The 12081-nt window shown below is 62.7% G+C and carries 9 protein-coding genes; 2 read left to right on the top strand and 7 right to left on the bottom strand.

Annotated features, from left to right (window positions below):
* Positions 1-113 precede the first annotated feature (113 nt).
* Genes cysQ through cysD form a run of 3 tightly spaced genes read right to left on the bottom strand, consistent with a single transcriptional unit; the run spans position 114 to position 3752 of the window.
* Positions 114-896, bottom strand: a complete 783-nt coding sequence (cysQ, locus tag CK220_RS23165; protein ID WP_176479172.1) for a 3'(2'),5'-bisphosphate nucleotidase CysQ — start codon at positions 894-896, stop codon at positions 114-116.
* Positions 897-906: 10 nt separating this feature from the next.
* Positions 907-2844, bottom strand: a complete 1938-nt coding sequence (gene cysN, locus CK220_RS23160) for a sulfate adenylyltransferase subunit CysN (protein ID WP_095813747.1) — start codon at positions 2842-2844, stop codon at positions 907-909.
* Positions 2845-2846: 2 nt separating this feature from the next.
* Positions 2847-3752 carry a sulfate adenylyltransferase subunit CysD gene (gene cysD / locus CK220_RS23155; protein ID WP_095813746.1) on the bottom strand — a complete coding sequence of 302 codons (906 nt, stop codon included), beginning with the start codon at positions 3750-3752 and terminating at the stop codon, positions 2847-2849.
* A 453-nt stretch (positions 3753-4205) separates the two neighbouring features.
* On the opposite strand from cysD, the gene CK220_RS23150 reads away from it, so the two are divergent.
* Positions 4206-5495 carry an O-antigen ligase family protein gene (locus CK220_RS23150; RefSeq protein ID WP_095813745.1) on the top strand — a complete coding sequence of 430 codons (1290 nt, stop codon included), beginning with the start codon at positions 4206-4208 and terminating at the stop codon, positions 5493-5495.
* Positions 5492-6427, top strand: coding sequence for an NAD-dependent epimerase/dehydratase family protein (locus CK220_RS23145; protein WP_095813744.1), 936 nt, complete (start codon positions 5492-5494; stop codon positions 6425-6427). Before CK220_RS23150 ends, CK220_RS23145 begins: the two co-directional genes overlap by 4 nt.
* Here CK220_RS23145 and CK220_RS23140 read toward each other — a convergent pair.
* From CK220_RS23140 to CK220_RS23120, 4 genes are all read right to left on the bottom strand, one after another.
* Positions 6415-6909: a sugar transferase gene (locus CK220_RS23140; protein WP_095813765.1), complete on the bottom strand. Its 495-nt coding sequence runs from the start codon at positions 6907-6909 to the stop codon at positions 6415-6417. The two genes, CK220_RS23145 and CK220_RS23140, sit on opposite strands and share 13 nt — an antisense overlap.
* 45 nt (positions 6910-6954) lie before the next feature.
* The gene (locus CK220_RS23135) at positions 6955-7866 is read right to left on the bottom strand and encodes a glycosyltransferase family 2 protein (RefSeq protein ID WP_245429355.1); all 912 of its coding nucleotides are present in this window, start codon (positions 7864-7866) and stop codon (positions 6955-6957) included.
* 86 nt (positions 7867-7952) lie between these two features.
* Complete coding sequence (locus CK220_RS23130) at positions 7953-9989, bottom strand: nucleoside-diphosphate sugar epimerase/dehydratase (protein WP_176479171.1); 2037 nt, start codon at positions 9987-9989, stop codon at positions 7953-7955.
* Between the two features lie 279 nt (positions 9990-10268).
* The gene (locus CK220_RS23120; protein WP_095813741.1) at positions 10269-12077 is read right to left on the bottom strand and encodes a sulfotransferase; all 1809 of its coding nucleotides are present in this window, start codon (positions 12075-12077) and stop codon (positions 10269-10271) included.
* Positions 12078-12081 lie beyond the last annotated feature (4 nt).

Here is a 12081-nt window from a genome sequence, read left to right as displayed (position 1 = left end):
CTCCCAGCCAGCATCTTGAATCTGATTTGCAGACCCTTGGGAATCCCTTCGATTCAATCCAAATTCATCCCGCTCTAGGATGACGAGGCAATGGTTGCTGCCTTCTCAAGCGCTTAGGCCGCGTCCTTCCCCATCGCAATGAAATACGGGTTGGCGAAATCCGTGTCGGTGGCCTGGTTGCGTTTGCCGTATAGGAGCGGCTGGCCGTCCAGCGTGCGGGTCATGCCACCGGCGGCGCGCAGCACAGCGTCGCCAGCGGCCGTGTCCCATTCCATGGTGCGGCCGAAGCGCGGATAGACGTCGGCCTCGGCGGCGGCGAGCAGGCAGAATTTCAGCGATGAGCCTATCGAGACGATTTCGGTGGCGCCGAGATCGCGGATGAAGGCTTCCGTTTCCGGCGTGTTGTGCGAGCGGCTGGCGACGACGGCGAGCGGCGTGCCGCCTGCCCGCACGGTGATCGGCCGACGGCCGGCGATACGATAGTCGCCGTCAACGTCGATCGCTTCCGCCGTCCCCGGCCGACCGGAGAAGAAACGTCCTGTGCAAGGCGCGAAGACGACGCCGACTTCCGGCACGCCGTGGCGCACAAGCGCGATGTTGACGGTGAAATCGGTGCGGCGGTTGACGAATTCCTTGGTGCCGTCGAGCGGATCGACGAGGAAGAAGGCGCCGTCGAGGTCGGGCGCGGCAATACCCGCCGCAATCTCCTCCTCGGCCACGCAAGGGATGTCCGGATAAGCGGTGCGCAGGCCGGCCAGGATGATCTTTTCGCTTTCGCGATCGGCTTCCGTCACCGGCGAGGAGTCGGACTTGCGATCGACGGCGCAGCCTTCGTGGAAGACGCGCATCACCGCGCGGCCGGCGTCGAGCGCCAGGCGCTCGAACACGCCAAGCATTGCCGCGTCGTCAGATGCCGCCGCCATCGTCATACTGCTCTTCGGCAACGTCGCGCTCTGTCAGCCAGTGTTCCAGGGCCTCCGCCATCTCCTCAGGCGTCCTGCCGAGAGTCTTGAGGCGGATCTCGGGGTTCTCCGGCGTCTCGTAGGGAGAATCGACGCCGGTGAAGTTCTTGATCTCGCCGCTCAAGGCGCGGGCGTAAAGACCCTTCGGGTCGCGGCGGGCGCATTCCTCGAAGGGTGTGTCGACGAACACCTCTACGAATTCGCCCTCGCCCATCAGCTCGCGCGCCATGCGCCGCTCGGCGCTGAAGGGCGAGATGAACGAGACGATGACGATCAGACCCGCATCGGCCATCAGCTTGGCCACCTCGGCGACGCGGCGGATGTTTTCGACGCGATCCGCGTCGGTGAAGCCGAGATCGCGATTGAGGCCGTGGCGGACATTGTCGCCGTCGAGAATGTAGGTGTGGCGGCCGGACGCGAACAGCTTCCTCTCGAAGAGATTTGCGATGGTCGACTTGCCGGAGCCGGACAGACCGGTGAACCAGAACACCGCCGGGCGCTGGTTCTTCAGGTCGGAGCGGCCGCGCTTGCCGACGTCGAGCGATTGCCAATGGATGTTTTCGGCGCGGCGCAGCGAATGCAGGATCATGCCGGCGCCGACGGTGGCGTTGCTGATGCGGTCGATCAGGATGAAGGCGCCGGTCGTGCGGTTCTCGGCGAAGGGATCGAAGGCGATCGGCGCCCGGGTCGACAGGTTGCACACCCCGACTTCGTTGAGGTCGAGGGACTTCGCCGCCTCATGCGCGAAATCGTTGACGTTGACGCGGTATTTCAGATCGGTGACGGTCGCGCTCACCTGATCGGTTTCGGTGCGCAGGATATAGGACCGGCCGGGCAGCAGGGCCTGCTCGTCGAACCAGACCAGGTTGGCGGCGAACTGGTCGGCGACCTGCGGGCGCGCGGCCGGCGATACCAGCAGGTTGCCGCGCGAAACCTCGACCTCGTCCTCGAGGACGAGCGTGATGGCCTGGCCGGCCACAGCCTGCTCAAGGTCGCCGCCATGCGCGACGATGCGCTTGACCCGGGAGGCCCTGCCCGACTTGGCGACCACGACCTCGTCGCCTTTGGAAACGGAACCGGATGCAATGGTTCCGGCAAAGCCGCGAAAATCGAGGTTGGGACGGTTCACATATTGGACAGGAAAGCGAAACGGCAATTCGATCGCCGCCTCTTCGACTGATACGGTTTCCAGATGCTCGATCAGCGACGGCCCGGAATACCAGGGCGTGCGCTCCGAGCGGCTGGTAACATTGTCGCCGAAGCGGGCCGACATCGGAATCGGCACGATACTGGTGAAGCCCAGGCTTTGCGCGAAGTCGCCGTAGTCGGCGACGATCCGGTCGAACACGGTCTTGTCGAAGCCGACGAGGTCGATCTTGTTGACGGCAAGAACGATGTGGCGGATGCCGAGCAGCGAGGCGATGATCGAATGGCGCCGGGTCTGGCGCAGCACGCCCTGGCGTGCATCGATGAGCACGATGGCGAGGTCGGCCGTCGAGGCGCCCGTCGCCATGTTGCGCGTGTATTGCTCATGGCCGGGCGTGTCGGCGACGATGAACTTGCGCTTCGGCGTGGCGAAGAAGCGGTAGGCGACGTCGATGGTGATGCCCTGCTCGCGCTCGGCCTCCAGGCCGTCGACGAGCAGCGCGAAGTCGATGTCGTCGCCGGTGGTGCCGTGCTTGCGAGAGTCGTTCTCCAACGCGGCGAGCTGATCCTCGAAAATCTGCTTGGTGTCGGAAAGCAGCCGGCCGATCAGCGTCGACTTGCCGTCGTCGACCGAGCCGCAAGTGAGAAAGCGCAGCAGCGATTTCTTCTCCTGCGCGGCCATGTAGTCGCGGATCGAGTCGGTCGGGGCGAGGCTCTTGGCCAGGATGTGGCGCATGCTCAGAAATACCCCTCGCGCTTCTTCTTTTCCATGGAACCTGCCTCGTCGCGGTCGATGAGGCGGCCCTGGCGCTCGGAGGTGCGGGCGGTCAGCATCTCGCCGACGATGGCTTCGAGCGTGTCGGCATCCGATTCGATGGCGCCCGTCAGCGGATAGCAGCCCAGCGTGCGGAAGCGCACGAGACGGTTCTCGATCTTCTCGCCGGGGCGCAGTTGCATGCGGTCATCGTCCTTCATGATGAGCATGCCGTCGCGTTCGACGACCGGCCGCTCCTTGGCGAAATAGAGCGGCACGATCGGGATGCTCTCCTGCAAAATATACTGCCAGATGTCGAGCTCGGTCCAGTTGGACAGGGGAAAGACGCGGATCGATTCACCCGGCGCGATCCGGGTGTTGAAAATCTTCCACATTTCCGGCCGCTGGCTCTTGGGGTCCCAGGCATGCTGGGCATTGCGGAAGGAAAAGATGCGCTCCTTGGCGCGCGACTTCTCCTCGTCGCGGCGGGCGCCGCCGAAAGCCGCGTCGAAGCCGTATTTGTCGAGCGCTTGGCGCAGCGCCACCGTCTTCATGACGTGGGTGTGGGTGTTCGAGCCGTGATCGAAGGGGTTGATGCCCTCGCGCACGCCGTCTTCGTTGACATGAACAAGCAGGTCGAAGCCGAGCTTCTGCGCCATCTGATCGCGAAAAGCGATCATCTCGCGGAACTTCCAGGTCGTGTCGACATGCAGGAAGGGAAATGGCGGCTTGGCGGGATAGAAGGCCTTCATCGCCAGATGCATCAGCACGGAGGAATCCTTGCCGACCGAATAGAGCATCACCGGCTTGGCAAAAGAGGCCGCAACCTCACGGAAGACGTGGATGGATTCGGCCTCGAGCCGCTGCAGATGGGTGAGCGCGATATTCATAAGTATTGAGCGTTCTTTCGTGCCGGCCAGGGCTTGCAGCAGGCGATTGGCGCGGTTTGCTAAAACAGCCCGTCAAGCCCTGGACACTTGTCGCGGGCGTTCTAGCAGATCGCCATCGCCCATAACAATGCAAGACCCGCGCCGGGCACAGCGCTTTGGGAATGAATTTTTCAAGTGAGCTTGATAAGTCGGAAAAATCTCCCAGACAAGCCGAGCAATTGAAAGGGGCGAACAAGCCTATTTGCTTCGATCGGCTAGGTTGACTTCCAAGAGCTTTCGTCCACGCCGCCGATTTTTGGCTGGACATCCTTCGGTCGCTCTATCGGAGATCGGAGCCAGCCGGTATACCGGCGCGGGAACGGGGCGAAGCGCGGTAGAACGGGATCGGCCAAGGGCCATTGTTCGGCATCCCGGCGGGTCTGCGCACAACCTGGAAGATTGCGAAGCAAGGCATTGAACCCGTTTACATCGCTTCGGCGCCATCTCACGCCGACACAGATCAACATCTATTTCTCGATCGTCTGCTTCTTCTCGCCGCCGGTGCTGGGATCGGTGGTCAGCTTCGTTTTCAACGGCGGCGCGCTCTGGTCCGTGTTTCTGCTCGCCATGAAGCGGCGGCAGTTCAACATCGACCGGCCGATGCTTGCCATGACAGTGGCGATCTATGCCTATTGCGCGGCCATTGTCCTTGCTTCGATCGTCAACGGCATGCTGGTCGCGGATCTGCGGTTGTTCCTGCCGCTGATCACTTTTCTCTTCTTTCCGATCTCCTATTCGACCTGGAGCATCACGGAAAAGACCGTGCTTGTCCGCATCGTCGTGCTGGCGAGCGCCGCGGCATGTTTCGGCGCGCTGCTGCTCGCCGTCGTTCAGTACTACTGGATCGGCACCAGGGCCGAAGGCGGTGCCGGGAACGCAATCGTGTTCGCGACAGTGACCTGCCTTGCCGCGGCGATGAGCCTCGCTGGCGCGCTGTCGGGCATCGAGAAGCGCTGGAAGCTGCTAACCCTCGCTGCGCTTGCGGGCAGTTTGGCGGTGCTTTATTCGGGTTCCCGCATCATCTGGCTGGCGCTGCTGCTTGCGGGCATCGCCGTGCTCTCGATCAACCGGCGCCGGCTTAGCGGGTTGAAACTCGCGCGCCTCGCGCTGATTGCCGGCGGCGCCTGCCTGCTGCTCGCCGCGATCGCGTTTCCGGTCATTGAAGATCGCGCTGACTTCCTTTTCAGCGACTTGGATGCGCTCACCACCAAGAACGACCATACGACGGCGCTTGGACTGCGGGTGGCGATGTGGGAGATCGGCACGAAGGCTTTTCACGAGGCTCCGATTTTCGGACATGGCATTACAGGCAGCCGGGCGCTGATGAAGCAGGGCTTTCACGATCAATTCGGCATGGACGCAGGCTACAACCATTACCATAACGGCTTTCTGACCGCGGCGGTGCAGGCCGGTTTGTTAGGGGCGTTGGCCTTGGCGGCGATCTTCGTCGTCGCGGCCCGGAACGCGGCAAGGGCGCTGCGCCTCAGCGCCGGCCCGGCGGAACGGTTCGGCGCAACGATGATCATCGTCACCGTCGTCACCTATCTCATGGGCGGGCTGACCGGTATCCTGGTCGGCCAGGACCTTCTCGATTCGACGCTGATGGTGTTCCTGGTTTCGGGAACCTATCTGGCTTGCGGACGAACGGTACCGCCGACCGGCAAGAGCGCCGCCATTCCTTCGGCCGCCGGCCGGCGAACATGAAGGTCCTGGTCACCGGGGCGACGGGGCTGATCGGACGCCAGGTGACCGGCCGGCTGCGTCAGGCCGGGTTCGACATACGCATTGCGTCCCGCCGGCCAGAACGACTGCAGGCTGCGGGCGAGGTTTTTGCGCTGCCCGGCGCCGATGCGCCGGACGACGCCTTCCTGGCACTGATGCGCGAGGTGAGCCATGTCGCCCACTGCGCGGCGCTGAACAGCGACCGGAACGCCAGCGACGCCGACTACAGGGCCGCCAATGCGACGCTGACCGCGCGGCTGGCCAAAGCGGCGGCCGCACGTGGCGGCGGGCGCTTCATCTATCTTTCCTCGATCCGGGCCGTGGCCGGTCCCGGCTTCAGCGGCACGATCAACGAGGCGATGCCCCCTGCCCCGCAATGCGCCTATGGCCGCTCCAAACGCGAAGGCGAGATCAGGATGATCGAGGCTTACGCCGGACGCCCGGATGCCACGGCACTGCGCCTGCCGCCCGTCTATGGCGAGGGCATGAGGGGCAACATGGCGTCGCTGATGCGGCTGGCCGACACCGCCCTGCCGCTGCCGGCCGGTGCGCTGGCGGGCCTGCGTTCGCTGATCGCGTCCGACGCGGCGGCGGGCGCCGTGCTGCACCTTCTCAACCGTCCGGGACCGCTCCACCCGGCCTATGTCGCGGGCAACGCCGCGCCTCTTGCGACGTCCGAAATCATCGCCGCGTTCCGGCGTGGTTTCGGCCGTCCGCCGCGGCTTTTTCCCATGCACGCGATGCCGCTCCGGCTGGCGGCAAGGCTGCTCGGCAGGCAGGCATCATGGCAAGCCTTGACCGCGACCCAGATCTGCGATCCGTCGCTGTTGGCCTCGGAAGGTTGGTTGCCGGAAACCGATACGCTCGGCCGGCTTGAGGAACTGGCGCGAAAGAAGGCCGCTCAGGCCCGGTAGAATGTCCCCAGCAATATTCTGAGGTCGAGGCCGATCGAAGCGGCCTTCATATAGGCAGCGTCGGTCTCGGCGCAGAGTTTCGGGTCGGACATGTCGATGCCCTTGATCTGCGCGAGCCCGGTGATGCCCGGAAGCGCCGAGAGCACGCCGAGCCGCTGCCGGTATCCGATCAGCTCCGTTTGCGTCGGCAGGCATGGACGGGGACCGACGAGGCTCATCTCGCCCCTGAGCACGTTCCAGAGCTGCGGCAGCTCGTCGATCTTGGTCGCGCGCAGCACCTTGCCCACCGCGGTGACCGAGCCGGCAGGCGCCTCGTGCGTGGGCAAGGACGGGGTGTTGCGATGCATCGTGCGCAGCTTGTGGCAGGAAAAGACAGCGCCGCCCCGCCCGACGCGCGGCTGCGAAAAGATGGCCGGCCCGGGCGAGGTCGCCCTGACCGCCAGCATGGCGATCAGCACAACAGGCGACGTAACCGCCAGCATGACGGCCGCGATAGTCAGGTCGAAAGCCCGCTTTGCCGTCACGGCTCAGATCCGCCGCCAAAGGAAGGCAAGGTAGAGGCCGAGCGTCCCCATCAGGGTCTGCCGGTAGACGCCGCTTTTGCCGAGCAGGCTGAAGCGCCTGAGAGCACCGCCCTTGCGCGCCCTGATGAACAGGCGAAGGCAACGTGCTGCATCGCGCGTGACGAGGTCGCGGTTGACGGCAAGGCCTCTGAGATTGCTGTCCGTCCAGGTGGCGAACTGGCCCTGGAACAGACGCCCGACCCTCGAAAGCCTTGCCTTCCAGGAGACGTTGGCGCCGACCAGGTTCGCCCCGTGCTGCCGGTATCTGACCAGCGGCCGCGGCTCGTAGCGGACCTTTCCGCCGACGGCGGTGACGACGAGATAGGCCCACCAGTCATGGCTGACGAATTCGGTTCTTGCCGAGGCCTTCGCCAGAAGGTCGCGCGCCGCGCGGTTGAAGAGCATGGTGTTGCCGCCGGCGATGCTCTGCACCAGGGCGTTGCGGAAGGAAGGCGGGCGGCGGAACAGCGGCGAATGGCCGGCCGGGACGCCGGTCTCGGAAATGGTCGCCGTGCGCGAGCAGAACAGGAGCGGCATTGCCATATCCTCTTTCTCCATCCAGCGAATGGCGCTCTCCAGCCGGTCCGGCTCCCAGACATCGTCCTGGTCGCAAAAGGCGTAGTAATCGGCATCGACGCGCGGCTCGATGATCATCGAGCGGAAGTTGGCGGCGAAGCCGTTTCGCGGGCCCTGCACCACGGTGAGGGAACCCTTGTTCCAGCGGGGCCGCCACGCCTCGAGGATCGCGAGCGTGGCGTCCGTCGAGCCGTCGTCGGAAACCCAGAGATCGACATGGGGCCATGATTGCGCGAGCAAGGATTGCAACTGCTCGCCGATATAGGCGGCGCCATCCCTCGTGCCCATGAGAACGGCCACGCGCTGATCTTTTCCGGTCACGGCTTCAGAACCCGCAGGGCATTCGAACAGGCTTCAATAGCCGATCGCGGGAGGGCGGGCACAGGCTAACCGATCTGTCCGGCCGCTTTCGGCACCGCCCGCTCGGGCGCGCCGCCAATGCCTTCCCCTGCCCGGTCGAGCCCGGCCAGGATCGCGAGCGCCGCGGCCTTGTCCTGGTCGCGTATCGCGGCCACCAGCGCCGGCAGCGCGGCCTCGATCCTCGGCCATTCCACGACAGCGGTCCTGAGGCCGAAGATCTTGGCGATGTCGAGCTTGACGACCTCCTCGCTTTCGCCATGCAGCGCCTCGTGCAGCTTCTCGCCGGGCCTGATGCCGGTGAAGCGGATCGGAATGTCTGTATACGGGCTTTTGCCGGCCATGCGGATCATGGTTTCGGCGACTTCGAGGATCGGCACGGGCTTGCCCATGTCGAGCATGTAGATGGCGTAGTCGTCCCTGCCCTGGCGCCGCTCGGCATCGGCGGCCGACATGATGACGAGATCGACCGCCTCGGCCACCGTCATGAAATAGCGCGTCATGCGCCGGTCGGTGATGGTGACAGGCCCGCCGGCCTCGATTTGCGCCTGGAAGATGGTCGCCACCGAGCCGTTAGAGCCGAAGACGTTGCCGAAGCGCACGGCGATGAACTTGGTGCCGGGACGACGCACAGCTGCGACGCCGGCATGGTGGCCGTTCAGCCCGCCGGCAGGGAAAGGCGATGGCGCGGCGTGCGTTTCATGCAGCGAGGAGACGATCTGCTCGGCCGCGCGCTTGGTAGCACCGAGCACCGAACTCGGGTCGACGGCCTTGTCGCTGGAAATCAGCAGGAACTGCGGCACCCCGCATTCGGCCGCGACCTCGGCGCAGGCGAGCGTGCCGAAGACATTGGTCTCGATCGCCGCTTCCCAGTTCTCTTCCAGCAGCGGTACGTGCTTCAGAGCCGCGGCGTGGAAGACGATCGCGGGTTTGAACTCGCTGACGAGGCGCATCATGTGGGGCCGGTCGGTGACATCGACGATGCGGCTGGCCAGCCGGTCGCGGTCTTTCTCGTCGATGAGCTGATCGAGCTGGAAGATGCCGAACTCGGAATTGTCGGCCACCAGCACCGCCTCGGCGCCGAGCTCCAGCGCGCGCTTGACCAGCACACGGCCGATAGAGCCGGCCCCGCCGGTGACCAGCACGCGCTTGCCGCCGAGGAAGGCGCCGATGCGCGCGATGTCGGTGGCGACCGCCGAACGGCGCATGATGGTTTCCATCTCGACGGCATCGAGAACCAGCTTGCCGCCCTGGCCCAGTTCCGAAAGACCGGAGAACTGGACGACGGCGATGCCGCTGTGGCGGGCGACGCGCACCAGTTCGGCATAGTCCTCGATCTCGCGCTCGACGCCCTTGCCGAAGATCAGGAGGTCGAGGTTTTCCGTGCCCTTGACATACTCTTCCAGCACCTCGACCAGACGCGGCCGCAGCGCCACGACCGGAACGCCCTGGATCTGGGTGCCGAGCGGCGCGTTGGCCTCCGTCGCCATGATGCCGGCAATGGCATATTCGGCCGGCATGGCCGTGCGGGTGAAGCGGACGATCACGTCGGCCTCGCTCAGCCGGCCGATGAACAGCGCCTGCTTGGTCGAGGCATCGCCGGCGGAGCGGCGCAGGATGCGCCAGGACGCGCCGTCGCGCAGGAAGCGATAGTAGAGCCTGGGTGCCGAAATGATGGTGAAGGAGACCAGGAAGAAGACGATGAACTGGCGCTCGTTGAGACCCGCGACCGGCTGGAAAAAGGCGCGGAAGGCAATCGAGGCCAGATAGAGAACCACCGTCAGGCTGCCGCAGCCCTTCAGGATGTTGAAGAAGTCGGGCGTTGAGGCAAAGCGCCAGACGGTGCTGTAGAGGCCGCTGGAGCGAAACAGGAGATGGGCGGCGAGCACGATGAGCGCCCAGCAGGCCAGCCCGCCCCAGGAGAACGCATCGAAGGAAAGCCGCGACTGCGAGAGCGTGAGGCTGAGCGCCACCGCGATCAGGACCATGACGAGGTCCTGGACCATGATGATGGCGCGCCGCATCTTCGGTGTGATGCCCGATACGGCTTCTACATAGGCGGTCATTGGGTAGTACTGAACTCCAGGCGCGGGAATACTATCAGAACGGCGCGGGACAGAACACCGTCCACCGCCACTCCAGATTGCAAATCCCCAACCCCGTCACCGGTTATGGCATTAGCGCGGAGTTGGAGGGAGAGCTAGGGGTTTTTTTGGGGGAACGCGAGAGGGTCGCGATCGATATCCTGGACAACAGTACTGCGTGGCCGGAATAACTTAGCTTAGGGATGCCTGCGTCCTTTGCCGCTGCCATTTATCGCAGCTTCATTTCCTATTCCATTTGTCCTAGTCCGCGACCCGAGCTTTAACTGCGTCCCAAATGCCCAATTCTGCGGCCACATCGGCGCAAATTGTAGATATCGCAATCAGATCCTCCTCATCCAAAACATGACGTTTGGAGCGCGCATGCCCAGACCTGATAGGTTGACTTGGCGTTCCAGCATCCCAGTTACCGAGGATTCGGCGTAACTGTGCCAGGGGATCGACAACTAAATCCTCGTACTTCACCAGCACATGATTTCCGCGATCTTCGAGTACGCGTTCAGCGAGGTAGCGCCACAGCATGGCACGTCTGGTGGCCAAATTCTCAGTCTCCGCGATCGAACGCAGTTCCGCGCTGCGGGCTGGCGAAATCCATGGATCATTTGCATTTCCAACCGGTCGTACACTGGTGTCTGCGTTAAGCAAATGCGGGAAGCTGGCCTTCCAAGACGCTATAGTGTCGATTGGATTGCGAACGCACACCGCGATGCGAGCCTCGGGCAGAACACGGCGGATACGTGGCAAACTGGAAAGAAAGGCAAATGTGTTCTTCGCAGCAAGCGTAAACTCCTCATTGTCCACCTGGGGGATGTAGGTTGCAAGCTCGTCGCGCAATGCCGTGTCGTTGATGACACTTCCGTTCCATACCTTGTTGGTTATAGGCTGCCCTTCAGCAACTAATCTGCGGATTCGCCGCAAATGGGTGGCAAGACCCCAGGCGGGTCCCTGCCCTAGCAGACTGGTCACCAATTCTGGCGTTTCGTTCAACGCCATGGCATTACTCAAACCGTCAACGAGTTGGCAAAGATAGCTGGTGCCGCTCCTGGAAATTCCTGTTATCAGCAAGGTGTTGGGCTGAAAATTCTTTCTGTCGCCAGTACCTCTTCTCGACCCAAGAATCCCTGACCACTCAGAGTTGGACTCAATCACCTTACGGACTTCAGCAGAATCGCCAGCATAATACTTCAATTCGGCAACTAACTTTGGTTCCTCCCGCAAAACCGCCGGCCAATGATAATGTGATAGTCGAACATCTGGAAACAGTGATAGCGGCATCAGATGCGTTGGATGGTTTTGTCTAAAATCCATCACTTGTGGTTTGATACCGAGGTTTTGAAGGGCGACGGCAAGGCCGAGCTGATCACTCCACAGGCGCCTATCCGGAAGATTGTCCGCCAATCTTATTACGGCACTCAGGCGCTCCCATTCATCGGCAAGTTTCTTCGCAAACGAACTCTCAGCAACCATCACTCCGCTATTAAAAAATGGCAACGTATACTGAGAGGTTGCAGTCATTGGATATCGATCATCCGGAACATCTACACCGCAAACCGCATATATCCTCTTCCATACCTCGACATCATTCTCAAAGGGCGCGGCATCGGCTAACTTAATTCGTATACGATCCTTTCCTGGATGACTAAAATCCGGTTCACCCAGACACAAAATGTCAGAGTCTAAAAATGCTATAATGGGACGAGCCACCGGCACACGCAGACAACTTATCTTATTAGCATGAGAAAATTCCCTGCCCCAAGCATTGGCGATCGACTGCCGCCGGACTCCTAAGAGCTTCAACTGTCGTTTCGTCTCGGCACTTAGTTCACCCCACACCTCCGTCGGTCCTGGAACGCAAGCAATCAGTTCTATCGCATTTCCGCACCACCGGCGGAGCGACGCGGCGAGCAACAATGACTTAATTTCCCACTCACCGGCCTGACAGACGAATACGACCGAGACGTTCTCATAATTTTGCGTTCCCGCTTGCGCCTCCGGGCGCGTTTCTGAGAAGCTTTGACGAGAGCGAAGCCGTTTAAAAAAAGTTTCGAGCATCTTA

It is taken from the genome of Mesorhizobium sp. WSM3860, from assembly GCF_002294995.1.
Classification (GTDB): Bacteria; Pseudomonadota; Alphaproteobacteria; order Rhizobiales; family Rhizobiaceae; genus Mesorhizobium.
Note: the sequence above shows the minus strand (reverse complement) of the source record. Positions and strands in the feature narration are given on the sequence as shown.